General features: G+C 69.8%; 24 protein-coding genes. 14 read left to right on the forward strand and 10 right to left on the reverse strand.

Features of this window, described 5'->3' with window-relative positions; all coding sequences use genetic code 11:
- Positions 1-4: 4 nt before the first annotated feature.
- Positions 5-1,855, reverse strand: coding sequence for an AMP-dependent synthetase/ligase (locus AB0F44_RS22440; RefSeq protein WP_357358886.1), 1,851 nt, complete (start codon positions 1,853-1,855; stop codon positions 5-7).
- Between the two features lie 182 nt (positions 1,856-2,037).
- Between AB0F44_RS22440 and AB0F44_RS22445 the strand changes: the two genes are divergently transcribed.
- Positions 2,038-3,213 (forward strand): 4-hydroxybenzoate 3-monooxygenase, encoded by a 1,176-nt coding sequence (locus AB0F44_RS22445; RefSeq protein ID WP_357358887.1) that lies wholly within the window; start codon positions 2,038-2,040, stop codon positions 3,211-3,213.
- Between the two features lie 51 nt (positions 3,214-3,264).
- Here AB0F44_RS22445 and AB0F44_RS22450 read toward each other — a convergent pair whose 3' ends face one another.
- The 4 genes from AB0F44_RS22450 to AB0F44_RS22465 form a co-directional block, all read right to left on the reverse strand.
- Entirely contained in the window at positions 3,265-4,332 is a 1,068-nt protein-coding gene (locus AB0F44_RS22450; protein ID WP_357358888.1) for a methyltransferase, read from the reverse strand.
- A gap of 111 nt (positions 4,333-4,443) precedes the next feature.
- A complete protein-coding gene (locus AB0F44_RS22455) occupies positions 4,444-5,277 on the reverse strand; it encodes an SDR family NAD(P)-dependent oxidoreductase (protein WP_357358889.1) in 834 nt (277 codons plus the stop codon).
- A gap of 6 nt (positions 5,278-5,283) precedes the next feature.
- Positions 5,284-6,006, reverse strand: a complete 723-nt coding sequence (locus tag AB0F44_RS22460; RefSeq protein WP_357358890.1) for a DUF4386 domain-containing protein — start codon at positions 6,004-6,006, stop codon at positions 5,284-5,286.
- Positions 6,007-6,051: 45 nt separating this feature from the next.
- Positions 6,052-7,059 (reverse strand): NAD(P)-dependent alcohol dehydrogenase, encoded by a 1,008-nt coding sequence (locus tag AB0F44_RS22465; protein WP_357358891.1) that lies wholly within the window; start codon positions 7,057-7,059, stop codon positions 6,052-6,054.
- Positions 7,060-7,190: 131 nt separating this feature from the next.
- Between AB0F44_RS22465 and AB0F44_RS22470 the strand changes: the two genes are divergently transcribed.
- The 9 genes from AB0F44_RS22470 to AB0F44_RS22510 all read left to right on the forward strand — a co-directional run bounded on the left by AB0F44_RS22470 (position 7,191) and on the right by AB0F44_RS22510 (position 17,237).
- Entirely contained in the window at positions 7,191-8,156 is a 966-nt protein-coding gene (locus tag AB0F44_RS22470) for a DUF389 domain-containing protein (protein WP_357358892.1), read from the forward strand.
- Between the two features lie 87 nt (positions 8,157-8,243).
- Positions 8,244-8,909 carry a DUF2470 domain-containing protein gene (locus AB0F44_RS22475; RefSeq protein WP_357358893.1) on the forward strand — a complete coding sequence of 222 codons (666 nt, stop codon included), beginning with the start codon at positions 8,244-8,246 and terminating at the stop codon, positions 8,907-8,909.
- Between the two features lie 85 nt (positions 8,910-8,994).
- Positions 8,995-10,035: a diiron oxygenase gene (locus AB0F44_RS22480; RefSeq protein ID WP_357358894.1), complete on the forward strand. Its 1,041-nt coding sequence runs from the start codon at positions 8,995-8,997 to the stop codon at positions 10,033-10,035.
- Between the two features lie 43 nt (positions 10,036-10,078).
- Positions 10,079-11,536, forward strand: a complete 1,458-nt coding sequence (gene gndA / locus AB0F44_RS22485; RefSeq protein WP_357358895.1) for an NADP-dependent phosphogluconate dehydrogenase — start codon at positions 10,079-10,081, stop codon at positions 11,534-11,536.
- A 63-nt stretch (positions 11,537-11,599) separates the two neighbouring features.
- The gene (locus tag AB0F44_RS22490) at positions 11,600-12,355 is read left to right on the forward strand and encodes a class I SAM-dependent methyltransferase (RefSeq protein ID WP_357358896.1); all 756 of its coding nucleotides are present in this window, start codon (positions 11,600-11,602) and stop codon (positions 12,353-12,355) included.
- An 80-nt stretch (positions 12,356-12,435) separates the two neighbouring features.
- A complete protein-coding gene (locus tag AB0F44_RS22495) occupies positions 12,436-12,879 on the forward strand; it encodes a MarR family winged helix-turn-helix transcriptional regulator (RefSeq protein ID WP_357358897.1) in 444 nt (147 codons plus the stop codon).
- 23 nt (positions 12,880-12,902) lie between these two features.
- Positions 12,903-15,356, forward strand: a complete 2,454-nt coding sequence (locus tag AB0F44_RS22500) for an MFS transporter (RefSeq protein WP_357358898.1) — start codon at positions 12,903-12,905, stop codon at positions 15,354-15,356.
- 6 nt (positions 15,357-15,362) lie between these two features.
- Positions 15,363-16,181, forward strand: coding sequence for a YceI family protein (locus AB0F44_RS22505; protein WP_357358899.1), 819 nt, complete (start codon positions 15,363-15,365; stop codon positions 16,179-16,181).
- A 159-nt stretch (positions 16,182-16,340) separates the two neighbouring features.
- Entirely contained in the window at positions 16,341-17,237 is an 897-nt protein-coding gene (locus AB0F44_RS22510; RefSeq protein WP_357358900.1) for a LysR family transcriptional regulator, read from the forward strand.
- Positions 17,238-17,255: 18 nt separating this feature from the next.
- On the opposite strand, the gene AB0F44_RS22515 is transcribed toward AB0F44_RS22510, so the two are convergent.
- Positions 17,256-18,200, reverse strand: coding sequence for an AraC family transcriptional regulator (locus tag AB0F44_RS22515; RefSeq protein WP_357358901.1), 945 nt, complete (start codon positions 18,198-18,200; stop codon positions 17,256-17,258).
- Between the two features lie 190 nt (positions 18,201-18,390).
- On the opposite strand from AB0F44_RS22515, the gene AB0F44_RS22520 reads away from it, so the two are divergent.
- Both AB0F44_RS22520 and AB0F44_RS22525 read left to right on the forward strand, forming a co-directional pair.
- Positions 18,391-18,966 (forward strand): flavin reductase family protein, encoded by a 576-nt coding sequence (locus tag AB0F44_RS22520; RefSeq protein WP_357358902.1) that lies wholly within the window; start codon positions 18,391-18,393, stop codon positions 18,964-18,966.
- Between the two features lie 32 nt (positions 18,967-18,998).
- Entirely contained in the window at positions 18,999-20,579 is a 1,581-nt protein-coding gene (locus tag AB0F44_RS22525) for a 4-hydroxyphenylacetate 3-hydroxylase N-terminal domain-containing protein (RefSeq protein WP_357358903.1), read from the forward strand.
- A gap of 54 nt (positions 20,580-20,633) precedes the next feature.
- On the opposite strand, the gene AB0F44_RS22530 is transcribed toward AB0F44_RS22525, so the two are convergent.
- Positions 20,634-20,969 (reverse strand): hypothetical protein, encoded by a 336-nt coding sequence (locus AB0F44_RS22530; RefSeq protein ID WP_357358904.1) that lies wholly within the window; start codon positions 20,967-20,969, stop codon positions 20,634-20,636.
- 57 nt (positions 20,970-21,026) lie between these two features.
- Between AB0F44_RS22530 and AB0F44_RS22535 the strand changes: the two genes are divergently transcribed.
- Complete coding sequence (locus AB0F44_RS22535; RefSeq protein ID WP_357358905.1) at positions 21,027-21,485, forward strand: MarR family transcriptional regulator; 459 nt, start codon at positions 21,027-21,029, stop codon at positions 21,483-21,485.
- 16 nt (positions 21,486-21,501) lie between these two features.
- Here AB0F44_RS22535 and AB0F44_RS22540 read toward each other — a convergent pair whose 3' ends face one another.
- Positions 21,502-21,852, reverse strand: a complete 351-nt coding sequence (locus AB0F44_RS22540) for a metalloregulator ArsR/SmtB family transcription factor (protein ID WP_357358906.1) — start codon at positions 21,850-21,852, stop codon at positions 21,502-21,504.
- A gap of 89 nt (positions 21,853-21,941) precedes the next feature.
- On the opposite strand from AB0F44_RS22540, the gene AB0F44_RS22545 reads away from it, so the two are divergent.
- Positions 21,942-23,267 carry an NAD(P)-binding domain-containing protein gene (locus tag AB0F44_RS22545; protein ID WP_357358907.1) on the forward strand — a complete coding sequence of 442 codons (1,326 nt, stop codon included), beginning with the start codon at positions 21,942-21,944 and terminating at the stop codon, positions 23,265-23,267.
- On the opposite strand, the gene AB0F44_RS22550 is transcribed toward AB0F44_RS22545, so the two are convergent.
- Positions 23,254-23,703 carry an arsenate reductase ArsC gene (locus AB0F44_RS22550; RefSeq protein WP_357358908.1) on the reverse strand — a complete coding sequence of 150 codons (450 nt, stop codon included), beginning with the start codon at positions 23,701-23,703 and terminating at the stop codon, positions 23,254-23,256. The genes AB0F44_RS22545 and AB0F44_RS22550 overlap by 14 nt on opposite strands.
- A 34-nt stretch (positions 23,704-23,737) precedes the next feature.
- Positions 23,738-24,193, reverse strand: a 456-nt coding sequence (locus tag AB0F44_RS22555) for an ArsR family transcriptional regulator (protein WP_357358909.1), incomplete at its 5' end; no start/stop codon positions are given.

The following is a 24,193-nucleotide window of genomic DNA, read 5'->3' on the forward strand; positions in this document are numbered from 1 at the left end:
CGGCTCACTCCTGGGCGTAGAGCCCGTCGATGATGTCTGCGTACTTCTTGCTCACCACGCGCCGCTTCAGCTTCAGGGTCGGGGTGAGCTCCTCGGACTCGGCGGTCCACTCCTGGCTGAGCAGCTCGAAGGCCTTGACCTGCTCGGGACGGGAGAGGCGGGCGTTGGCGGCCTCGACGGCCTTGGCGACGGCACCCCGGATGACCGGATGCTGGGCCAGCTCGGCGAGCGAGCCGGCCTCGACGCCGAGCTTCTTGGCCACCACGGGAGCGATCTCGCCGTCGAGGGTGAGGACGGCGACGACGTACGACCGGCCGTCGCCGACCACCATCGCGTGGCCGACGAGGGGGCTCTCCTTGAGGAGGTTCTCGATGTTGGAGGGGGCGATGTTCTTGCCCGCGGAGTTGATGATCATCTCCTTCTTGCGGTCGACCACGGTGAGGAAACCGTCCTCGTCGAGCGAGCCGATGTCGCCGGTGTGCAGCCAGCCCTCGGAGTCGAAGAGCGCGGCGGTGGCATCGGGGCGGTTCACGTAGCCCGGGGTCATGATCGGGCCGCGGAACAGGATCTCGCCATCATCGGCGATGCGCAGCTCGATCCCGGGCTGGGCGCGGCCGACAGTGCCGAGCCGGAAGGCCTCCGGCCCGTTGCCGGTGGCCGCTCCGGTGGTCTCGGTCATGCCGTAGACGTCGTAGATCTTGAGCCCCAGGCCGGCGAAGAACTTCGCCACCTCGAGCGGCATCGGTGCGGCCGCGCTGGCCGCCCACTCGACCTTGTCGAGACCGAGCAGTGCGCGCATGGTCGAGAGGACGGCCGCGTCGACCTGTTCGAACTGTGCCTGCAGCTCGGGCGAGGTGGTCTGCCCGAACTGCTGCGACTCGACGTAGGCCAGCCCGACCGCCATCGCCTTTTCGACACCGGCCTTCTTGGTCTCGTCGGTCTCGGCGGCGAGCAGCGCGGTGACGCCGGTGCGGATCTTCTCCCACACCCGCGGCACGCCAAAGAAGCTCGTCGGGTGCACCTCCTGGAGGGTGCCGAGCAGCAGTGCGGGGTCCTGGACCAGGTAGACGTGGCCGCCGTTGAACTGCGGGATGTAGAGGCTGAGCACCCGCTCGGCGATGTGCGCGAACGGCAGGTAGGAGACGAGCACCCCCGGCTCCTCGACGCCGGAGATCGTCAGCGAGCTGGTCGTCTCGAAGACGATGTTGCGGTGGGTGAGCACCACACCCTTCGGCTGCCCGGTCGTGCCCGAGGTGTAGAGCATCGTGACGGTGTCGTCGGGGGTCACCGCGGCGCTGCGCGCGTCCAGCTCCGCGCCGACCTCGGCCAGCGCCGCCGCGCCCGAGGCCACGAAGTCGTCCCAGGCGACCGCGCGCGGATCGTCCTCCACCCTGGTGTCGATGGTGACGACACGTACGACCTCCTCGCGCTTCAGCCCGAGGGCCCAGCGGGCGACGTGGTCGTCGGTCTCGAGCACCACGATCCGCGGGTCCGCGTGCTCGGCGACGTAGCCCACCTGGTCGGGCGCGAGGGTGTTGTAGATGCTGATCGGGACACCGCCGGCGAGCACAGCGGCCATGTCGGCGACGATGTGCTCGATGCGGTTGGCGGCCATGATCGCGACCGACTCCCCCGGCTGAAGACCGGCCGCGATGTAGGCGGCGGCCAGCTCGCGGGCGCGCTGGTGCAGCTCGCCCCATGTCAGCGTGCGCCAGCCCGTTCCGTCGGCGGTGTGCCGGTCGGAGAAGGCCGGCTCGGGGCCGCGTTCGGCGACGACCTTGGCGAGTACGTCGACCATGGTCTGGTCGCCGATCTGGGACTCGATGGCGGCGCGGTCGGCGAGGACGTCGGGCATCGGGGCGCTCCTTCTGTGGTTTGTGACTCGGGTCACAAACGGGGTGCCTCGACCGTAGGGACGAGTTGGCGCGGACACAAGACCCCATCCGCGCCATTTGGAATTCCAACCCATCAGCACGGTTTCCACTCAGTGGAAGAACGCTCTGGCGGCAGCCGCACGAAGAGGAGTTGACTCACCCCATGGCAGAAGAACGTACGCAGGTTGTGATCGTCGGCGCCGGCCCCGCGGGGATGCTGCTGAGCCATCTCCTCGCCGCCGACGGAGTCGACTCGGTCGTGGTGGAGACCCGGTCGGAGGAGTACGTCGCGGCCCGGATCCGCGCCGGGATCCTGGAGCAGTCGAGCGTCGATCTGCTCACCGAGGTCGGTCTCGGCGACCGGCTGGCCCGCGACGCCGACAAGCACCGCGGGATCTACCTGCAGTGGCCCGAGGAGCGCCATCACCTCGACTTCGTCGACCTGGTCGGCCGGGCGGTCTACGTCTACGGTCAGACCGAGGTGCAGAAGGACCTGATCGACGCCCGCAAGGCCGCCGGGCAGGTCGTCCACTACGAGGTCAGCGACACCGCGCTGCACGACATCGAGTCCGACCGGCCCTCGGTCACCTTCACCGACGCGGCCGGGCTCCCCCAGCGGATCCGGGCGGACATCATCGTCGGCTGCGACGGCTCCTTCGGTCCCAGCCGCGCCGCGATCCCGGCCAGGGAGAGCTGGGACCGCACCTACCCCTACAGCTGGTTCGGCGTCCTCGCCGACGTCGCGCCCTCGACCGACGAGCTGATCTACGCCTGGCACCCCGACGGCTTCGCGCTGCACTCGATGCGCTCGGAGAGCGTCTCGCGGTTCTACCTCCAGGTGCCCAACGGCACCGACCCGGCGACCTGGTCCGACGACCAGATCTGGGACGCGCTCGCCGCCCGGCTCGGTCACGGCCAGAACGGCTGGAGCCTGCAGCCGGGCCGGATCACCGACCGCAGCGTCCTCCCGATGCGCTCGCACGTCTCGACGCCGATGCGCCACGGCCGACTCTTCCTGGCCGGCGACGCCGCCCACATCGTCCCGCCGACCGGAGCCAAGGGGCTCAACCTCGCGGTCGCGGACGTCGCGCTGCTGGCGCCCGCGCTCACAGCGCTGCTCAAGGGCGACTCGCGGCTGGCCGATGACTACTCCGAGACGGCGCTGCGCCGCGTCTGGCGCTGCACCCACTTCTCCTGGTGGATGACCACGATGCTGCACACCGCCGAGGACCCGTTCGACACCCAGCTCCAGCTCTCCCAGCTGCGCTGGGTGACCTCCAGCGAGCACGCCGCCGCCGGGCTCGCGGAGAACTACGCCGGTCTGCCGATCGGCTTCTGAGTGGTCCGCGGGGCCGCCTGGTCAGGTTGTGACCAGACGGCCCCGCGTGCCTCAGGCCCTGACCTCGTAGACCAGGTTGAACGGCGTCTCGGCGACGGTGCGGAACGAGCTGAACCCGCCATCGGTCGTCACCTGCTGGATCCGCGCGGGTCCCGCCTGGGTGCCCAGCGCCGCGGCCCCCTCCTGCGAGACCGACCCCGGCGTGCACAGCAGCGTCGAGAAGCCGTAGTAGGCCCGCCCGACCGGGTTGAAGTTGTCCTCGACGCGGTCCCCGGCCTTCGGCTCGACGACCATCCACGTGCCACCGTCCGCGAGAGTGGCGCGGACCTGGCGGGCAGCGCCCACCGGGTCGCCCATGTCGTGGAGGCAGTCGAACATCGTGACCAGGTCGTAGCCCTCGCCGCCGAACGACTGGGCCGTGGCCGTCTCGAAGGTCACCCGGTCGGCGACGCCGGCGTCGGCGGCGCGCTTGCGCGCCATCTCGATGGACGGGGCGTGGGCGTCGGATCCCACGAATGTCGAGCGCGGGAAGGCCTGCGCCATCAGGATCGTCGAGGCCCCGTGGCCGCAGCCGACGTCGGCGACGGTCGCGCCTGCCTCCAGCTTCGGCACCACTCCCTCGAGCGCGGGCAGCCAGTCCGGGATGAGACTGGCGTTGTAGCCGGGGCGGAAGAACCGCTCACAGCCGTTGTGCACGTCGGTGTCGTGGTCTCCCCACGCGACGCCGGTGCCCATGCGGGCCGCCTCGATGATGTGCGTGGTGTCGTGCACGGTCCCGAGGGCGATCTGGAAGAAGCCGGGCAGGAACGCCGGGCTGTCTTCCACGGTCAGCGCCACGGCCTGCTCGGGAGGCAGCGTGAAGCGGTCGGTCTCGGCGTCGTACGTCAGGTAGTCGCCCGCGGCCTGCGCGCGCAGCCACTCCCGGGCGTAGGGCTCGACGGTTCCGGTACGCCGTGCCATCTCCTCGGCCGTGGACGGGCCGTTGGCCGCGAGGTCGCGGTAGTAGCCGAGCTTGTCGCCCATCACGACCAGAGCCGCGTTGAGCGTCGCACCTACTTCGTCGACAGCCCTGAAGACGAACGCCATCAGCTTGTCGGTGTCGATGTCGGTGACGGTCATTGGTGAATTCCCCCCTCTCGTGTGCCCGAGAAGGTCCAGCCGGTCGGCCGGATCGGCTTCGACGCTAACGCCGGTGCCACACGCTGGATAGTTCACGATCTGAAGCGGCCCCTAGCGGGCTCGGACGAGATCCTCGCTGACCTGCCACAGGCGTGAGGCGAGGTCCTGGTTGTAGCTCTGCGGCGCGGAGCGCCGGGACCTGCTGTTGGCGAAGTAGCCGCCCGTGGCACCGACCAGCTCCGGGGCGGATGCCGCGTAGATCGAGGTCTCCGCACCCCTGGCGGGACTCTTCATGAATGGCCGCAGCAGTGGGACGAGGAGCCGTTGCGTACGTCCGGGGTCCGCTGCTCCGAAGGCGGTGCTCACCACGCCGGGATGCAGCGCGTTGGCCGTCACCCTCGGCTGGCGCCGCGCCAGCTCGTGGGTGAACAGCACGTTGGCGAGCTTGGACTGGCTGTAGGCACGGGCCCCGGAGTAGGAGCGCTCGCCCTGGAGGTCGTCGAAGTCGATCCACCCCTGGGTGTGCGCCTGGGATGCGACGGTCACCACCCGGGCGTACGCACTCCGCTTCAGCCGAGGCAACAGCAGCTCCGTCAGCAGGAACGGGGCGAGGTGATTGACGGCGAGGGTGCGCTCGATCCCATCGACGGTCAGCTGGCGGGTGTCCCAGTAGCCACCGACGTTGTTGACCAGCACGTCGATCGTCGGCAGCCGGTCGAGCGCTTCCGCGGCCAGCCGGCGTACCTCGGCCTGGCTGGAGAGGTCTGCCAGGAACACGAAGACCGTCGCACCGGTGGACTCGCGGATCTCCTGCGCGGTCTCCTCGGCACGAACCGCGTCCCGGCCCGTGATCGCGACGTTCGCGCCCAGCCGGCCAAGGCCCATGGCGGTCGCCCGCCCGATGCCACCGGTGCCACCCGTGATGAGGGCCGTCCTACCGTGCATGGCCCCTCACCGAGCAGGCCTGTCGTACGCGGCCTCGTCGAATCCCTTGATGATCAGCCAGAACGCGAGCGTGATCTCGAAGATGGCCCCCGGGATGAGGAGTACGAGGCTGATCGGGGCGCCGAAGAGCTCGGCGGCGGAGCCCACCATGTGCAGCGCGTAGCCGAGCAGGCCGAGCGCCGCCAGCCACCTGGGGACCAGACCGGTGCGGAAGAGGAGCGCACACAGGAACAGAGCACCGAACGCGAGCGAGAGCTGTCCGATCTGGTACGCCGTCTCGTTCGCGTCGACCGCGAGCGACCCGAGCGCTTGGGCGGTGTCGGCACCGATCTCACCTGCGCGGTCGGCGAGCGGGATGATCATGAGCAGTGCGAGCACACCGACCGTCATCATCGCCATCTCGAAGATCATGGTGGCCAGATAGGCCACGGCAGTACGCCTGCCGTTGCGCTCCAGGACGGGGAAGAAGATGACGGCCTTGCCGATGTCGATCGCCGTGGTCGCGATCATCAGGAACGCGCCGAGAGCAAGAGTGGTCTCCTGGGCACCGACCCCGGCGAGGAAGTCGTCGCCGTCCAGGACCGACGTGACGAGGAACGAGCCGGTTCCGTAGACCACGAACCCGGCCAGGAACAGGGCCCCGATCAGGCGCGAGGCCCACATCCGCGAGCCGGTGTCGAGACGCCGGGCACGTGTGCCGGCGGGTGGTGAGGTGGCCATGATGTTCATGGGACGTGCCTCGAATCTGTGATTGTCGAGTCCGAGACGAGAAGTTCAGATCGTGGTGATGGCGACCTTGCCGCGTACGTGGCCGGAGTCGAGGAGACGCATCGCCTCCGGGACCCGGTCGAGCGGGAAGGTGTGGCCGAGGCTCGGTACGACGGTGCCGGCCTCGAAGAAGCCGGCGAGCCGCTCCAGGTCGCTGGCGCGCTCCTTGGAGATGCACATGGCGAACCGCTGCCCGATGAACGGCGTGAGCAGGAGCGCCCGGAGGGACCGGTTCATGCCGCCGGTGAGGTTGCCGCCGTGCTCGCCGCCGACCAGCACCGCGGTGCCGGTCGGGGTCAGCGCCCGCCGCAGCCGGGACAGGCCGGGGTTGCCGGCGATGTCGAGAATCAGGTCGTAGCGGCTGGTGCCGTCGGCGAAGTCGGCATGGGTGTAGTCGATGACGTGGTCGGCGCCGAGCGAGCGGACCAGGTCCAGCTTCTCGGTGCCGGCGACGCCGGTGACCTCGGCGCCGAGTGCCTTCGCGAGCTGGACTGCATAGCTGCCCACGCCCCCGGACGCGCCGATGACCAGCACCGACTGGCCGGCTTCGAGGCGGCCCTGGTCGGTCAGTGCCTGCAGCGCGGTACCGGCCGAGATCGGCACCACCGCGGCCTGCTCGAAGGAGAGCCGTGCGGGCTTGTGGGCGAGCTTGAACTCGGGCGCGACCGCGTACTCGGCGAAGGTGCCGCGGCCGATGCCGTAGACCTCGTCACCGATCGCGAACCTGGTGACCGCGGACCCGACCGCCTCGACGACACCCGCGAGATCGCGACCCGGCACCTGGTCCTTCGGCCCCTTGAAACCCATCCCGGCGATCCGCATCAGGTACGGCTTGCCCGTCATCAGGTGCCAGGTGCCCCGGTCGAGCCCGGCGGCGTGGACGCGCACGAGAACCTCGCTGTCCGCGACCTCTGGAACGTCGATGCGGTCGAGGTGGAGATCACCGGCATCTCCGTACCTGCTCTGGACGATCGCTCGCATCTTGATGGACGCGGCGGTGTGCTCGGTGACCATGGTCAGCTGCTTTCAGAGAGTTGTGACCGCACGCTAGGCGCTCGTCCGACGGCGACAGGTGACTGGACAGGCCGCTCACCGGGATTGGGTAGCGCACTCAGCCGCCCGGCGCGCTCGGGCACACTGTGCCCATGCTGCACCTGCGGATCACCGCACCGACAGACCTGGCATCCAGCGCCGTGGAGATCCTCGAGGAGGACCCTGCCGTGAGCGGGCTGGTCGTGATGCCCTCGGCAGCCAGGAAGCCCGAGGGCGACCTCGTGCTCGCCGACGTCGCCCGTGAGGCCGCCGACGGCGTGATCGACCAGCTGCGCTCCCTCGGCATCCACAAGGAGGGCAGCATCCATGTCGAGCCGGTCCAGACCTGGCTCTCACAGTCGGCCTTCGAGGCCGAGCAGGCCGCACCGGGCAGCAGCGCCGACACGGTCGTGTGGGCGCAGGTCACCCAGCAGACGTACGAGGAGTCCGAGCTCAACTGGACCTACCTCACCTTCATGACGCTCGCGACCGTCCTCGCCGCGATCGCGATCGTGCTCGACTCCCAGATCCTGGTCATCGGCGCGATGGTCCTTGGCCCCGAGTTCGTCGCCGTGGCCGCCCTCGGGCTCGGGCTGGTCCGTGGCCGTTCGAACCTGTTCAAACGCGCCGTGCGTACGCTGCTCATCGGGTTCCTGGTCGCGATCGCGGTCACCGCGCTGGCCGCTCTGGCGGCCCGCGGACTGGGCTGGATCACGGAAGCGGACGTCACCGCAGAACGCCCCAGCACGGCCTTCATCTACACCCCCGACAAGTGGTCGTTCATCGTCGCCCTGATCGCAGCCGCCGCCGGCGTACTCTCCCTGACCTCCGCCAAGGTCGGCGGCCTCTCCGGCGTCTTCATCTCCGTCACCACCGTCCCCGCCGCCGGCAACGTCGCGCTGGGACTCGCGTTCGGACTGGGCGACGAGATCTGGGGAAGCACGCTGCAGCTGGTCGTCAACCTGGCCGGCATGGCGGCCGCGGGGTGGCTCACCCTGGCCGTCCAGCAGGTGGTGTGGAAGCGGATCTCCGAGCAACGCGCGAAGCTCGTGACGCGGCGTCGAAATCGCGTCGCGTAGCCGAGGGAGCGACGTGGCGTGGGCTGGGTCTCTTGCCATCCCAGCGCCACCCGTGTTTAGGTAAGCCTTACCTAAACAGGAGGTGCCATGGATTCGACCGCCAGCATTGCCCGCAGCATCCTGTCATGCCCCCGTGGCGGCAGCGTGGTGATCGACGGGATCCCCTACTCGATGGAGGAGCTGGAGATGCAGGGCTTCGCCGACGATGGCGGCCGCCCGACCTTCCTGTGCCCGCCCGAGCAGCGGATGGCGTACGCCGGGCGCCGCGGCAGCCATGTCGTGCTGGTCCTGCAGGGCGTGTTCGGCAACGGCGAGGCGGTCCGCCTGACCGGGGCGCTGAGGTGGCTGCGTACGGATGCCTGCACCTGCTGCGAGACGGAGTGGGAGGAGGTGGTCATGGACGTCTCCAACGTGATGCTGGTCCGCCGCACGGGCGAGGCGGTCCCGATCCCTCTCAACGCATTCACCGACCGCGACCTCGACCTCAACGACGGCGTGCTCCACCGCAACCAGGACCACCTCAACAACCACCACGGCAACGAGCTCCGCGAGGCCGTCGCAACCCGCTCCTACATCCCGGTCGACACCATTCTCGCCGCCCAGATCACCGGGCTCAACGCCGAAGGCTTCGAGTTCCAGTGGGTCGACGAGGGCGGGGCGCACAGCGCGCGCACCATGTTCGACCGCCCGGCAAGGACTCCGGATGACCTCGTCGCCGGCGTCCGGAAGGCCCTCGCCGCCGAGATCTGCTGAGCGAGACACACGCACCGAACCTGTTTCCTGGTACACAAATCCCATGTACCTTGGTGACGTATCAACGTCGTGCAAGGAGGCTCGGATGGTTGTGCAGACACTTCGCTCGATCGGTGGCTACGTGGGTGCCGTCGCCGGCACCCCGGTCCGGATGATCACGCCGACCAGGCCCGTGCCCCGCAAGGAGTACGACGAGACGCTGCGTACGTTGTCCGAGGCGTCGGTCGAGATGTACTTCAACGCATTCAAGGACGTCGACTGGGACGCGCCCGAGATGGCTCTGCCCGAGGACGACGAGCGCTGGATCCTGCCCACGCTCGACCTGCTCGGCGCCCACCCGTGGTACCAGTCGCTGCCCAAGGCGCGGCAGATCGAGGTCGGCCGGCACCGGCTCACCGCGATGGTGAAGACCGGCTCCCAGTTCGAGCAGCTGCTTCTCCTCGGCGGCACCCAGTTCCTGATGGGCGTCGACAACGGCGACCCCGAGTTCCGCTACTTCATGCACGAGCTCACCGAGGAGACCCACCACATCCAGATGTTCCAGGAGTTCACCAACCGGGTCTGCCCCGACGTCGCGGGCGCGCCGGGCTGGCTGATGCGCTCCATCCCGCTCGTGGGACACCTCGGCGGGCTCTACCCCGCCCTCTTCTTCGCCATCATCCTGGCCGGCGAGGAGCCGATCGACCACGTTCAGAAGGAGGCCATGCGCGCCGGCGGGACCCATCCGCTGCTGGACCAGATCATGGCCATCCACATCGCCGAGGAGGCCCGCCACATCGGCTTCGCGCACGCCTGGCTCGAGGAGCACGCCCCCTCGCTCAACCCGGTCTCGCGCCTGGCCCTCGGCATCCTCACCCCGATCGCGATGCGGCTGGGCTCCGACGCGATCATCATCCCCTCGCGCGCCGACCGCGAGCTCATGGGGCTGCCCGACTCGGTCGTCCGCGAGGTCTGGGGCACCGGCGCCGAGGCCGCCGCGTTCCGCCGTCACCTCTTCGCCGACGTCCGGATGCTCTTCGACAACCTCGGACTGCGTACGCCGCTGACGCGATGGTCCTGGAAGGCTCTCGGCGTGGATGGACGGCCGGCGCGTTTCCGCGCCGAGCCGCCCAGTGCCGCTGCTTGACGAGCAGAGTTGAATGGCATCACCGACTCAACCGAGGAGCACGATGCCGAACAACAACAATGGCCGCGCGAACATCGGCGTGGTGGGCCTGGCCGTGATGGGTTCCAACCTGGCCCGCAACCTCGCCTCTCGCGAGGGCAACACGGTGGCGGTCTACAACCGCACCTACGCCCGCACCGATGAGCTCATCACCGAGCATCCCGAGGCCGGCTTCCTCGCCTCCGAGACGATCGACGACTTCGTGACGACGCTGGCCATGCCGCGTACGGCGATCATCATGGTCCAGGCGGGCAAGGGCACCGACGCGGTGATCGAGCAGCTGGCCGAGCGGTTCGAGCCGGGCGACATCATCGTCGACGGCGGCAACGCCAACTTCAACGACACGATCCGCCGCGAGCGCGAGCTGCGTGAGCGTGGCCTGAACTTCGTCGGCACCGGCATCTCCGGTGGCGAGGAGGGTGCGCTCAACGGCCCCTCGATCATGCCCGGCGGCTCGCCCGAGGCCTGGACGACGCTCGGCCCGATCCTGAAGAGCATCGCCGCGGTGGCCGAGGGCGAGCCGTGCGTGACCCATGTCGGCACCGACGGCGCCGGCCACTTCGTGAAGATGGTCCACAACGGCATCGAGTACGCCGACATGCAGCTGATCGCGGAGGCCTACGACCTCCTCCGGCGGGTCGGCGGGCTCTCGGTGGAGCAGCTCGTGGACGTCTTCAAGGACTGGAACACCGGCGACCTGGAGTCCTACCTGATCGAGATCTCCGCGGAGGTGCTCGCCCAGAAGGACGCCGAGACCGGCCAGCCGCTCGTGGACGTCATCCTCGACGAGGCCGGCTCGAAGGGCACCGGCGTCTGGACGGTGCAGAACGCGCTCGGCCTCGGTATCCCGGTCTCCGGCATCGGCGAGGCCGTCTTCGCCCGGGCGGTCTCCTCCAAGCCGGCCCAGCGTGGCGCGATGCGGGCCTCGGTCACGTCCCGCCCGAAGACGCCGGAGGTCCCCGACACGTTCGTCGATGACGTACGCGCGGCTCTCTACGCCTCGAAGGTGGTCGCCTACGCGCAGGGGTTCGACCTGATCGTGGCCGGGGCGAAGGAGTACGGCTGGGACATCGACCTGGGTGCGCTCGCCAAGATCTGGCGCGCCGGCTGCATCATCCGGGCCCGCTTCCTCAACCGGATCGTGGACGCCTACGCCACCAAGCCCCACCTGGAGACGCTGCTGGTCGACCCCTACTTCGCCGACGCGGTCGCGTCCGGCGAGGAGGCGTGGCGACGCGTCGTCGGGATCGCGGCGGCCTCTGGCGTACCCGCACCCGGGTTCTCCTCGGCGCTGGCCTACTTCGACTCGCTCGCCGCCGACCGGCTCCCGGCCGCGCTCATCCAGGGCCAGCGGGACTTCTTCGGCGCCCACACGTACAAGCGCGTCGACAAGGACGGCACCTTCCACACGCTGTGGTCCGACGACCGCTCGGAGATCCCGACGACGCCCTCGACGCACTAGCGGCACCTGGAGATACCGAACTTGGGGCTGTCGGCGTAGCGAACGGCGGACCTAGCCTGGAGCATGGCGTTCGACGTGGCCGCAGAGAGGTACGCCCGATTCATGGGGCGCTACGCCGAACCCCTCTCGCCCCACTTCGCCGAGTTCGCCCGGGTCAGCATGGGCCAGCGTGTGCTCGACGTCGGCTGCGGCCCTGGCACGCTCACACGTCATCTCGTGACCCTCACCGAGGCGCACCTGGTGGCCGCCGTCGACCCCTCGCCACCCTTCATCGAGGCGGTCGCGCGGCAGCTTGCCCGGGTTGACGTGCACACCGGTGTGGCCGAGGCGCTCCCCTTCGCCGACAACTGGTTCGACGCCTCGCTGGCCCAGCTCGTCGTGCACTTCATGACCGACCCGGAGGCCGGCATCAAGGAGATGATCCGGGTCACCCGGCCCGGCGGCACCGTCGCGGCATGCGTCTGGGACGGCGACACCGGTGCCGTCGCGCCGTTCTGGGCGTGCGTGCACGAGATCGACCCCGAGGCCGAGGACGAGGCCCTTCTCGCCGGCTCCCGGCTGGGTGACCTCGAGAAGCTGTTCAAGAAGGTCGGCCTCCGCAAGGTCGAGCCCAGCGGCCTGGTCGTGCGCATCACGCACCCCACGTTCGAGGACTGGTGGGACCCCTACACCTTCGGCGTCGGGCCTGCCGGCGACTACGTGCAGTCTCTCGACGACGCCGGGCGCACCGCGCTCGAGGAGGTCGCTCGGCGCCGGTTCGGCAACGGCCCGTTCACCGTGACCGCGACGGCCTGGGCGGCCCGCGGCACCGTCGCCTAGCAACACGCCGAGTCCTGCCGGATTTGCATTGGACCCCTATCCTCCATATGGTTGTAAAAGTCAACCAACTTGGAGGGATGATGATCGGGCACGCGACGTACCAGGAGCTGATCCATCAGCTCAGCGAGGTCGGAGCCGTACGGAAGGGCCTCGTACGCAGGCTTCCGCCCGAGCTGTCGGCCGGCTCCGCGGGGGTGCTGACGATGCTGCGCCGGCACGGCGACATGACCATGAGCGAGCTCACCGAGCTGCTCGCCGTGGACATCTCGGTGACCAGCCGACACGTGGCGTGCGTCGCCGACCAGGGCTGGATCGAGCGCTCCCCCAACCCGGCCGACGGACGCTCCCGCATCCTCCGTCTCACCGCCGCCGGGCGCGACCTGCTCGACAACGCCTCCCACCAGCTCACCGACCTCATCGCAGACCGGCTCAGCGGCTGGGACGAGCGCGACGTACATGAACTCGTACGGCTCGTCACCAAGCTCCGCGACAGCCTCGGCCACTGCGGCACCACCAGCAACTAGGCAGCACCACAGAAAGGAAGTCCATGGCAACGACGACAGCCGAACGGACTCACGCCGGTCCACCGGGAGGCCCGTCCGCGGGCTCGCCCACCTCGCACGGTCAGATGTCTCACCGCGAGATCATGGAGGCGCTCTCGGGTCTGCTGCTCGGCATGTTCGTGGCGATGATCTCCTCCACGATCGTCTCCAACGCTCTGCCCGAGATCATCGCCGACATCGGCGGCGGGCAGTCTGCCTACACCTGGGTGGTCACCGCCTCCCTGCTGACCATGACGGCCACCACCCCGCTGTGGGGCAAGATGGCCGACCTGTTCAGCAAGAAGCTGCTCATGCAGATCGCGCTGGTCCTCTTCGTGGCGGCCTCGGCCGTCGCCGGTCTCGCCCAGAACCCGGGTCAGCTCATCGCCGCCCGGGCGGTTCAGGGCATCGGCATGGGCGGTCTGACCGCCCTTGCCCAGGTCATCATGGCCGCGATGATCTCCCCGCGTGAGCGTGGCCGCTACTCGGGCTACCTCGGCGCCGTCTTCGCGGTCGCGACCGTCGGCGGCCCGCTGATCGGCGGGGTCATCACCGACGCCGACTCGCTCGGCTGGCGCTGGTGCTTCTACGTCGGCATCCCGTTCGCGGTCATCGCCTTCATCGTGCTGCAGAAGACCCTGCACCTCCCGGTCATCAAGCGCGACGGCGTCAAGGTCGACTGGGCAGGCGCGTTCTTCATGGCGGCCGGCGTCTGCCTGCTGCTCGTCTGGGTCACCTTCGCCGGTGACAAGTACGACTGGGCCTCCTGGGAGACCGCGGCCATGGTCGGCGGCTCCGTGCTGCTCCTGCTGATCTTCGTACTCGTCGAGTCGAAGGCCGCCGAGCCGATCATCCCGCTGCGGCTCTTCGCCAACCGGACGATCACGCTCTCCTCGCTCGCCTCGCTCTTCGTCGGCGTGGCGATGTTCGCCGGCACGATCTTCTTCAGCCAGTACTTCCAGCTGGCACGCGACAAGTCTCCGACGATGGCCGGCGTGATGACGATCCCGATGATCGCGGGGCTGTTCCTCTCCTCGACCATCTCGGGCCAGGTCATCACCCGCACCGGGAAGTGGAAGGCCTGGCTCGTCGTCGGCGCGACCCTCATCGTCGGTGGACTGGGCCTGCTCGGCACGATCCGCTACGACACCGAGTACTGGCACGTCGCCGTCTTCATGGCGATCCTGGGCCTGGGCGTCGGCATGACGATGCAGAACCTGGTCCTCTCCACGCAGAACCAGGTTGCCCCCGCCGACCTCGGCGCGGCCAGCTCGATGGTGACGTTCTTCCGCAGCCTCGGCGGTGCGATGGGCGTCTCCGCGCTCGGCGCGCTGATGGCCCACCGGGTCACCGACTACGTCCAGGACGGCCTCGCCGACCTCGGTCCTCGCTATGCCGCGCTGGCCCAGGGCACCTCGGGCGAGATCCCGGACATGGACAAGATCCCCGAGCCGCTGCGGACCGTGCTGGAGAGTGCGTACGGCCACGGCATCGCCGACATCTTCCTGGTCGCCGCCGGGGCAGCCGTCATCGCGCTGCTGTTCGTGGTGTTCATCAAGGAGGTCCCGCTGAAGACCAAGGGCGGGCTCGCCCAGGCTGCCGAGGAGGCCGCCGAGGTCGACCGCCCCGCAGCGGTCGCCGAGGCCGTCGCCGGGGTGCCCGAGCAGTACGCTGCCGCCTCCGCGCCGCCGGTCGCCAACGGGATCGCGCTGCACGGCTTCGTCCGCGGCTCCGGGAGCATCCCTATCCCGCACGCAGCGGTCACGCTGATCTCGCTCTCCGGGCGCCAGCTCGGCCGCTCGGTCGCTCACGCCGACGGCTCCTACGCGGTGGACGCGCCGGAGTCGGGGACGTACGTCCTGATCGCCTCGGCCGACGGCTTCCAGCCGCAGGCCTCCACGGTGGTCGTGGGCGGTGGGCCGGTGGCGTACGACCTCCTGCTCAGCGGCACCACGGGCCTCAAGGGCATCGTGCGAGGCGGCGAGGACGGCGCGCCGATCAAGGACGCGATGGTGATCGTGACCGACGTACGCGGCGACCTGCTCTCCACCGGCACGACCGTCGCGGACGGCACCTTCTTCATCGACGAGCTGGTCCCGGGACCGGCTACGGTCGCGGTCAACGCCGAGGGCTACCGCCCGCGCGCGGTGCCGATCGAGATCGGCGCCACCGGCCTGACCCGGATCGAGGTCGAGATGGTCACCGGCGCTCGCCTGACCGGTGTCGTCAAGGCGTCCTTCGGGCCCCTCGCCGACGCCCGGGTGACGCTGGTCGACGCGGCGGGCAACGTGGCCGGGACCGCGACGACGGGAGCGGACGGGGCGTACGCCTTCGCCGACCTCGACAGCGGGGACTACACGGTCCTGGCCACCAGCTATCCGCCGGCGGCCGGCGCCGTGAGCCTCACCGGCCACGGCGTCGACGGCCACGAGATCGTCCTCTCCCACCCCGAGGACTGATCCACGATGGCACTGACCGCACAGATCCGCACCCGCGACGGCTGGGCCGTGGCGCACGCGGTCGTCACCCTCACCGACACGGCCGGCGGTCAGGTGCTGCGCGCCGAGGCCGACGAGGACGGTGTCGTCACCGACGACACCGTCCTCGCCCCCGGGCCGTACGTCGCGATCGTCACCGCGATCGGCTGGTCCCCCACCGCGGCGACCGCGATCGTCACGGCTTCGGGGAAGGCTGCGCTCGGCACCATCACCTTGACCCGTCAGGGAGACACGTCGCTCCCGGCCCCCGGTCCGTGGACGATCGACCCCGCCCACTCCACCGTCGGCGCAGTCGCGCAGCACCTGGGCATCTCCAGCGTGCGCGGCCGGTTCACCGACTTCGCAGGCGTCGTCGAGATCGCACCGGACCATCTGGAGAAGTCACGCGTCGAGGCCGTCATCCGTGCCGCCTCGATCGACACCGGCAACCGCATGCGCGACGACCATCTCCGCACCGGGGACTTCCTCGATGTCGAGGCGTTCCCCGAGATCGTCTACCGCTCCACCGGCCTCACCCCCGCCGGATCGGACCGCTGGACCGTCCACGGGGAGCTCTCGATGCACGGCCAGACCCGCTCCGTAGATCTCGACGTCGCCTACCTCGGCACCGGCCCCGACGCCTGGGGCGGCACCCGCGCCGCCTTCCGCGCCACCGCCCAGCTGCGCCGCGAGGACTTCGCGATGAACTACAACCAGGCCGTCGCCGCCGGCATCGCCGCCATCGGTACGACCCTCAAGGTGGAGCTGGACATCCAAGCCGTCCAGGGCGACTCCCTGCCAACCTGAGCCGAGACGTCAGTTAGGTCGGCCGAGACGTCAGTTGCGTCGGCCGAGTTGGCATTGCGGTGCCATCTCGGCCGACGTACGCGACGCCTCGGCCGACGGGGGTGACGCCTCGGCAGGCTGATCACTGACGGCAGACTGAGACTCTGCGAATATGAGTGCATGGAGCTGCGCCACCTTCGCTACTTCGTCGCGGTCGCCGAGGAGCGGCATTTCGGCCGGGCGGCCGAGCGGCTCCACATGGCGCAGCCGCCGCTGTCGCAGCAGATCCGCCAGCTCGAGGCCGAGCTCGGGCTGACCCTGCTCACCAGGACGACGCGACGGGTCGACCTGACCCCGGCCGGAGCTGCGTACCTGGAACGGGCGCGGGAGATCCTCGGTGCCGTGGACGCCGCCGCCCACGAGGCCGCGAGCATCGCCTCGGGGCGGCGCGGGCGTCTGCTGATCGGGTGCGTGGGGTCGGCGACGTACTCGCTGCTCCCGGCCCTGGCGCGCACCCTGCGTGCCGAGCTGCCCGAGGTCGAGTTCGGGTTCCGGGGCGAGATGCTCTCGCCGGACCAGGCCGCGGCGCTCATCGACGGCACCCTTGACCTCGGCCTGCTCCGCCCCCTGCCCACGGGCAACTCCGGGGGCCCCGGCCTCTCGATCACCCACCTGCGCCAGGAGGACCTGCTGGTGGCGATGCCGAAGGACCACCGGTTCGCCGGCCGTCGCCGCGTACGCATCGCCGACCTCGACGGCGAAGGCCTCGTCATCCACGCCGGCAGCGGCCGCTCGGCGATGAACGCGATGATCCAGGAGCTCTTCGACTCCGCCGGGATCCGCAGTCACATCGCCCACGAGGTCGCCGAGACCTCCACCCTGGTCACCTTCGTGGCCGCCGGTCTCGGGGTCGCCATCGTGCCCGAGCCCACCGCGGCCCTCGCCGTCCCGGGCGTCGTGTACGTCCCCCTCACCGGCACCCCAGGCGTCGAGCTCGTCGCCGCCACCCGAGCCGGCGACGAGAGCCCGCTGCTCACCCGCGCCCTCGCCATCCTGGCCGGCCTCAGCAACAGTTAGCCGACTCGGCGAGGAGGGTCAGCGGCAGCGCAGGGTCTGGGAGGGCGTCACACCGTAGGCCTGCCGGTACGCGGCGGCGAAGCGGCCTAAATGGGTGAAGCCCCAGCGGTAGGCGACCTCGGCGACGGTGTCGCCGCGGCTGGCGAGGAGGTCGGCGTGGACCCGTTCGAGGCGGATCTCCTGCAGCTTCTGGGTCGGGGTGCGGCCGAGGTAGCGCTGGAAGCCCTGCTGGAGGCGGCGGATGCCGACGTCGGCCTCGCGGGCGAGATCGGAGACGGCCCATTCGCGCGCCGGGTCGGCCTCCATGGCCTCGACGACGCGGGAGACGATGCGGGGCTGGACGGAGCCGACGGCCGGCTCCTCGGGGAAGCAGGCGGCGACGAAGGCGGCGGTCAGCGTCCCCGCCAACCGGCGACGCACCCGCTCGTCGCCCACCAGGGCAGGGTTGCGCATCGCCTCGGTGCCGAGCGAGCCGAGCAGGCCGATCCAGGCTCGGGCGCCGTCGGCGCGCAGGTCGAGCTGAGCGGGCAGCCGGTCGGTGTGCAGGCCGACCAGCGCCGCCACCTCCTCGACCAGGTAGTCACGGTCGACCCGCATCCCGACGATCGAGCAGTCGGCCGACCAGCGCGTCATCTTGGTCTGCCGGTCGGGAGGGCACACCGTCGCCTGGCCGTCGAGCGAGAGCACGTGGGCGCCGCCGACGTTGGCCTCGAGCACACCGCTGCGCGGGACGTTGACCGCCCAGGCACCTGGATGGTCCGACTCCACCGACACCTCCGCGCCCCAGCCAATCCGGGTCAGCCGGACGGGACCGAGGTCGACCGCGCGCAGCTCGGCCGGCCGCGCGGGCCGGCCGCGCATGATCAGGGCATGCGGGAAGTACGCCCGGGCGACCTCGTCGGAGAAGCTCTCCATGTCGCCGGACGAGCCGGATGATGCGGTGAGAGTGCTGGTCACGCCCATCTGCCACCCCCTAGTGACGTCCTTCACATTAACAGCGCATCTAGCCGCCGCCGAGAGCGTCCGGAAACCCGGTGCGCAATCCGGATAGCCCGTTCGCGCAGCGGATCGCCGCCCTCGTGATCCGGATCTAGCGTCGTCCTCCAACGTGACCGCCGCCACAGACCCGCGGCCCCGACGAAGGAGGAGCTCCATGGACCCACGCACCCTGCGGTCGACCTTCGGCCGCTTCGCGACCGGCGTCACCGTGATCACCTGCCGCACCCCTGACGACGCCCACCACGGCGCCACGGTCACGGCCTTCACCCCGATCTCGCTGGACCCGCCGCTGGTGCAGGTCGCCCTGGCGCGTACGTCCAAGGCGGCCGCCTATCTCGAGGGCGAGGCCTTCGCGGTCAACGTCCTCGCCGCCGACCAGAGCGATGTCGCCATGCACTTCGCCGGGCGCCCCTGCAGCGATCCGCTCCCCTGGCGCGAGGGTGCGACGGCGCCGCGGCTGGGCGGGACGGCCGCGACGCTGGTGTGCCGCCCGTGGCGTACCGACGACGGCGGGGACCACCTGCTGTTCCTCGGGGAGGTCGTCGAGGTGATCACCACCGACCGCAAGCCGCTGCTCTTCCACGACAGCGCCTTCCACCACATCGGCAACCCGTCCTCCGAGGTCGTCTGGCTCGGCTGCCAGGACGACCCGAACACCGGCTGGTTCGACGCGACCACGTCGTTCACCGCCATCGAAGTCCCCGCTATCCCGCGATCCACCCACTACTGATCCGACCGAGATCCGATCCAAGGAGAAAGACCATGACCGAAACCCTCGCCCCCGAGCAGCACTCAGGCCCCCCGACCATCAATCCTGCCGCCGGCTCCCCTGCCAACCAGCAGACGAACTTCGCCTCCCGCCCGATGACCGGCGACGAGTACATCGAGAGCCTGCGCGACGGCCGCGAGATCTACCTCCACGGCGAGCGGGTCGAGGACGTCACCACGCACCCGGCCTTCCGCAACCCGGTGCGGATGACCGCGCGCCTCTACGACGCGCTCCACACCGGCCCGCACGTCGACGAGCTCACCGTGCCGACCGACACCGGCAACGGCGGCATCACGATGCCGTTCTTCAAGACGCCGACGTCCTCGGCCGACCTGCTCAAGGAGCGCGACGCGATCGCACGCTGGGCCCGGATGACGTACGGCTGGATGGGCCGCTCCCCCGACTACAAGGCCAGCTTCCTCGGCACCCTGCACGCCAACAAGGAGCTGTACGCCCCGTTCCAGGACAACGCCGAGCGCTGGTACCGCGAGTCCCAGGAGAAGGTCCTCTACTGGAACCACGCGATCATCAACCCGCCGGTCGACCGCCAGCTGCCGCCGGACGAGGTCGGCGACGTCTACATGAAGGTCGAGAAGGAGACCGACGCCGGACTGATCGTCTCCGGCGCGAAGGTCGTGGCGACCGGTAGCGCGATCACCAACTACAACTTCATCGCCCACTACGGTCTGCCGATCCGCAAGAAGCAGTTCGCGCTGATCTGCACCGTCCCGATGGACGCCCCCGGCATCAAGCTGATCTGCCGCTCCTCCTACACCGAGCAGGCGGCCCGGAACGGCGAGCCGTTCGACTACCCGCTGTCGAGCCGGATGGACGAGAACGACACCATCTTCATCTTCGACAAGGTGCTCGTGCCCTGGGAGAACGTCTTCATGTACGGCGACGTCGACCGGATCAACGCGTTCTTCCCGCAGTCGGGGTTCCTGCCGCGGTTCACCTTCCAGGGCTGCACGCGCCTGGCCGTCAAGCTCGACTTCATCGCCGGCCTGCTGATGAAGGCGCTCGATGCCACCGGCTCGGGCGGCTTCCGCGGCGTACAGACCCGGGTGGGTGAGGTGATCGGCTGGCGCAACCTGTTCTGGTCGCTGACCGAGTCGATGGCCCGCGACCCCGAGCCGTGGGTCGGCGACGCGGTCATCCCGAAGCTGGAGTACGGCCTGACGTACCGGATGTTCATGATCCACGGCTATCCGCGGGTCAAGGAGATCATCGAGCAGGACGTCGCCTCCGGGCTGATCTACCTGCCCTCCGGCGCCGCCGACTTCAAGAGCCCGGAGGTGCGGCCGTACCTGGACAAGTACGTCCGCGGCTCCAACGGCATCACCGCCGTCGACCGGGTCAAGGTCATGAAGGCCCTGTGGGACTCGATCGGCTCCGAGTTCGGCGGCCGCCACGAGCTCTACGAGCGCAACTACTCCGGCAACCACGAGAACGTGAAGGCCGAGCTCCTCTTCGCCGCCCAGAACCGCGGCGGGGCGGACGCGATGAAGGGGCTCGCCGACGAGTTCCTGGCCGAGTACGACCTGGACGGCTGGACCGTGCCGGACCTCTTCTGACGAGAAACCCCGCCGAGTTGGCGCGTCAGAACGCGCCGACTCGGCATTCGGGCCTCAGCGCAGGATGTACCAGAGCCCGACAGCGGCCGGCAGGACACCGAGGACCAGCCAGGGCGTGAACGGGCTGCGCCGGTGGATGAGGAACCCGCCGGCCAGACCCAGCAACCCGAAGGCCGCCGCGATGATGCACAGCCCGATCCGCGAGCTCTGGTAGACCGGGTCGATCGCCACGGCACCGATGACCAGCCCGATAGCGAGGTGGGCGACGGTGAACACGACGAGCACTGACGCGACCCACTGCTTCACGTGCGTGAGCGACTTGTCGTTGACCGGCCGGATCGGGTTGTCCGGGTCCATCAGGTGGCGTGGTCGTCGCGGTTGATCGTTCACGGTCTAATACTTACCAGGCAAACTGTTTGTGCACCAACTATTGGTACGCTAACTCACATGCCGACGAAGAAGGATCCACTCTCGGAGATCGAGAACCCGCTGGCTCTCGATCAACAGGTCTGCTTCGGCCTGGCCGTCGCCGCCCGCAGCGTCATCGCCCTCTACCGCCCCCTGCTCGAGCCGATGGGGCTGACCCATCCGCAGTATCTGGTCATGCTGGCCCTCTGGGAGGAGGAGCCACTCCGCGTCTCCGAGCTGAGCCGCAAGGTGCAGCTCGACCCCGGCACCCTCTCTCCGCTGCTGAAGCGCCTCGAGGCCCAGGACTACATCCGCCGCGAGCGCAACAAGCTCGACGAGCGCTCGCTCGCCGTGGTGCTGACCGAGCGCGGGCGTGCCCTGCGCGACGACGCCGAGAAGATCCCGCCCGCGATCGTCGAGCGCCTCGACATGAGCGTCGACGAGCTCATGGAGCTCCACCGCCGACTGCTGGAGGTCATCGCCGCGGCGACCCGGTGAACCCGGGCGCAGGGATCTAGGAGCTGGACGCCAGCGCGCCGGCGAGCGAGTCGAGGACGCCGGGGACGATGGAGAAGTAGGCCCACCGGCCGCGCTGCTCGCGAGTGACGAGCCCGGCCTCGACCAGCAGCTTCATGTGATGGGAGACCGTCGGCTGGGAGAGCCCGACCGGCTCGGTGAGGTCACAGACGCACGCCTCCTTGTCCTCGGCGGCCGCGATGATCGAGAGCAGCTTGACCCGGTTGGGGTCGCCGAGCGCCTTGAACATCCGCGCCAGCGCCTCGGCCTGGTCGTCGTCGAGGACGCCTGCGGTCACCGGCGAGCAGCACGCGACGGCGGCGGACGGAAGCACGGGAAGAACGGTCATGAGGACGAGTCTACCGAATGATATTGACGAACGTCGATGCGTCGCCTAAGGTCGCCGACATATCGACGTTCTTGAATCTGAGGAGCATCATGACCGACCTTCCCGTTGCCGTCATCGGCGCCGGCCCCCAGGGCCTCGCGGCCGCTGCCCATCTCCTCGAGCGCGGCCTCACCCCGCTCGTGCTCGAGCAAGGGAGCGAGCCAGCGGCAGCCGTTGCCGAGTGGGGCCACGTACGTCTCTTCTCGGCCTGGCCCGAGCTCGTCGACAAGGCCGCCGCCCGGCTCCTGGAGCCGACCGGCTGGACCGCGCCCACTCTGGGCTATCCGACCGGCGCGCAGTGGCGCGAGCGCTACCTCGCCCCGCTGGCCGACAGCCTCGGCGACCACGTCCGCTACGGCGCCACGGTCACCGGTGTCTCCCGCAAGGGCCGTGACCGCCTGGTCGACGCCGACCGCGCCGAGCAGCCGTTCGTCCTCCACGTGACCGGCGCGGACGGCACCGAGGAACGCATCGAGGCGCGGGCCGTCATCGACGCCTCCGGCACCTGGCGCCGGCCCAACCCGGCCGGCGCCGACGGGCTCCCGGCACTCGGGGAGCGGGCGGCGCACGCCGCGGGCGCGCTCGGCTACGCCGTTCCGGACCGCGCCCACCCCGAGGCGTACGCCGGTCGGCACACGGTCGTGATCGGCGCGGGTGACTCCGCGTTCAACGCCGTCAACGAGCTCACCGCCATCGCCAAGAACCACCCAGGCACGAAGATCACCTGGGCGATCCGCCGCGCGGTCTCGACGAACACCTTCGGTGGCGGCGAGGCCGACGAGCTCCCGGAGCGGGGCGCCCTCGGCGTACGCGCGAGGAAGGCGGTCCAGGACGGGTCGGTCGAGCTGGTGACCGGGTTCCGCACGGAGCGGGTCGAGGGCGCCACCGTCATCGCCGAGGACGGCCGCACGATCGAGGCCGACCAGATCGTCGTCCTCACCGGCTACCGTCCCGACCTGGGCTTCCTGAGCGAGATGCGCCTCGACCTCGACCCGACGCTGGAGGCGCCGCGGAACATCGCGGTCCAGATCGACCCCAACCTGCACTCCTGCGGCTCGGTCAGCGCGACCGGCGCCAAGGACCTCGCCCAGCCCGAGCCCGACCTCTACCTCGTCGGGATGAAGTCGTACGGTCGCGCGCCGACCTTCCTGGCGATGACCGGCTACGAGCAGGTACGCAGCGTGGTGGCCGAGCTCGCCGGTGACCACGACGCGGCCGCCCGGGTCGACCTCGAGCTCCCCGACACCGGGGTCTGCGGCGGCGCCGGGCTCTTCGACGACCCGGACAGCACCACGAGCGGTGGCGGCTGCTGCGGGACCGCGGCTCCGAGCGAGGAGATCTTCACGATCAGCCGGGCGCCGATCACTCTCTCGTGATCGAGCGCTCCGGGGTCACGCCGAGCTCGTCGAGCAGGGTGAGCACGCGCTGCTCGATCTCGTCGCGGATGCCGCGTACGTGCTCGATGCCGCCACCCTTCGGATCGGTGACCTTCCAGTCCTCGTAGCGCTTGCCGGGGTAGAACGGGCAGGCGTCGCCACAGCCCATGGTGATGACGGCGTCGGCACTGCGGACGACCTCGTCGGTCCAGGGCTTCGGGAACTCCCCGGAGATGTCGATCCCGAGCTCGGCCATGACCTCGACGGCGACCGGGTTGATCGCCGCGGCCGGAGCCGAGCCCCCGGACCAGCCGATCGCCTGGTCGCCGGCGTAGTGGGCGAAGAAGCCGAGCGCCATCTGCGAGCGGCCGGCGTTCTCGACACAGAGGAAGAGGACGCCCGGCTTGTTGGCGGTCGGTGATGCATCAGCGTTCATCGAGGCACTCCTGGGGGTGAGGGGGATGTGGGGTTCAGAAATCGAAACGGGAGGCGAGCGTCTTGATTCGGCGCTCGAGCTCGATGTACGCGGCGTCGAAGGCCTCGGGGCCCTTGTCCACCGGGTCAGGGATCGACCAGTGCAGCTCGCCGCGGACCTTCGGCGTCTCGTGGGCACGGTCGCAGACGGTGACCACCAGATCGTCCGGATCGAGCACGTCGTCGAGATGGCGGGGATCGACGACGGGGAGATCCAGGTGGTGGCGGGAGGCGACCTCGACCGCCCCTGGATTGATGTGCTCGGCGGGATGGGTGCCGGCGGAGGCGGCGGGGATCGGGCTGACCTGGCGCCACAGCGCCGCGGCCAGGTGAGATCGCGCCGAGTTGCCCGTGCATACGAACAGGACGCGCCTGGGCACCGCCACGGGGGACGCGGTGCCCAGGCTCTCGAGCGCATCCTGCTCGAGGTGCAGGTACGTACGCCTCCCGTC

Origin of the sequence: Nocardioides sp. NPDC023903 (assembly GCF_040639295.1) — a bacterium.
Taxonomy (GTDB): Bacteria; Actinomycetota; Actinomycetes; order Propionibacteriales; family Nocardioidaceae; genus Nocardioides.

Bases quoted from the DNA above. Each gene is read 5' to 3' on its own strand.
- AB0F44_RS22440 (WP_357358886.1), bottom strand. From the start codon at position 1,855: ATGCCCGACGTCCTCGCCGACCGCGCCGCCATCGAGTCCCAGATCGGC.
- AB0F44_RS22445 (WP_357358887.1), top strand. From the start codon at position 2,038: ATGGCAGAAGAACGTACGCAGGTTGTGATCGTCGGCGCCGGCCCCGCG.
- AB0F44_RS22450 (WP_357358888.1), bottom strand. From the start codon at position 4,332: ATGACCGTCACCGACATCGACACCGACAAGCTGATGGCGTTCGTCTTC.
- AB0F44_RS22455 (WP_357358889.1), bottom strand. From the start codon at position 5,277: ATGCACGGTAGGACGGCCCTCATCACGGGTGGCACCGGTGGCATCGGG.
- AB0F44_RS22460 (WP_357358890.1), bottom strand. From the start codon at position 6,006: ATGAACATCATGGCCACCTCACCACCCGCCGGCACACGTGCCCGGCGT.
- AB0F44_RS22465 (WP_357358891.1), bottom strand. From the start codon at position 7,059: ATGGTCACCGAGCACACCGCCGCGTCCATCAAGATGCGAGCGATCGTC.
- AB0F44_RS22470 (WP_357358892.1), top strand. From the start codon at position 7,191: ATGCTGCACCTGCGGATCACCGCACCGACAGACCTGGCATCCAGCGCC.
- AB0F44_RS22475 (WP_357358893.1), top strand. From the start codon at position 8,244: ATGGATTCGACCGCCAGCATTGCCCGCAGCATCCTGTCATGCCCCCGT.
- AB0F44_RS22480 (WP_357358894.1), top strand. From the start codon at position 8,995: ATGGTTGTGCAGACACTTCGCTCGATCGGTGGCTACGTGGGTGCCGTC.
- gndA (WP_357358895.1), top strand. From the start codon at position 10,079: ATGCCGAACAACAACAATGGCCGCGCGAACATCGGCGTGGTGGGCCTG.
- AB0F44_RS22490 (WP_357358896.1), top strand. From the start codon at position 11,600: ATGGCGTTCGACGTGGCCGCAGAGAGGTACGCCCGATTCATGGGGCGC.
- AB0F44_RS22495 (WP_357358897.1), top strand. From the start codon at position 12,436: ATGATCGGGCACGCGACGTACCAGGAGCTGATCCATCAGCTCAGCGAG.
- AB0F44_RS22500 (WP_357358898.1), top strand. From the start codon at position 12,903: ATGGCAACGACGACAGCCGAACGGACTCACGCCGGTCCACCGGGAGGC.
- AB0F44_RS22505 (WP_357358899.1), top strand. From the start codon at position 15,363: ATGGCACTGACCGCACAGATCCGCACCCGCGACGGCTGGGCCGTGGCG.
- AB0F44_RS22510 (WP_357358900.1), top strand. From the start codon at position 16,341: ATGGAGCTGCGCCACCTTCGCTACTTCGTCGCGGTCGCCGAGGAGCGG.
- AB0F44_RS22515 (WP_357358901.1), bottom strand. From the start codon at position 18,200: ATGGGCGTGACCAGCACTCTCACCGCATCATCCGGCTCGTCCGGCGAC.
- AB0F44_RS22520 (WP_357358902.1), top strand. From the start codon at position 18,391: ATGGACCCACGCACCCTGCGGTCGACCTTCGGCCGCTTCGCGACCGGC.
- AB0F44_RS22525 (WP_357358903.1), top strand. From the start codon at position 18,999: ATGACCGAAACCCTCGCCCCCGAGCAGCACTCAGGCCCCCCGACCATC.
- AB0F44_RS22535 (WP_357358905.1), top strand. From the start codon at position 21,027: ATGCCGACGAAGAAGGATCCACTCTCGGAGATCGAGAACCCGCTGGCT.
- AB0F44_RS22540 (WP_357358906.1), bottom strand. From the start codon at position 21,852: ATGACCGTTCTTCCCGTGCTTCCGTCCGCCGCCGTCGCGTGCTGCTCG.
- AB0F44_RS22545 (WP_357358907.1), top strand. From the start codon at position 21,942: ATGACCGACCTTCCCGTTGCCGTCATCGGCGCCGGCCCCCAGGGCCTC.
- AB0F44_RS22550 (WP_357358908.1), bottom strand. From the start codon at position 23,703: ATGAACGCTGATGCATCACCGACCGCCAACAAGCCGGGCGTCCTCTTC.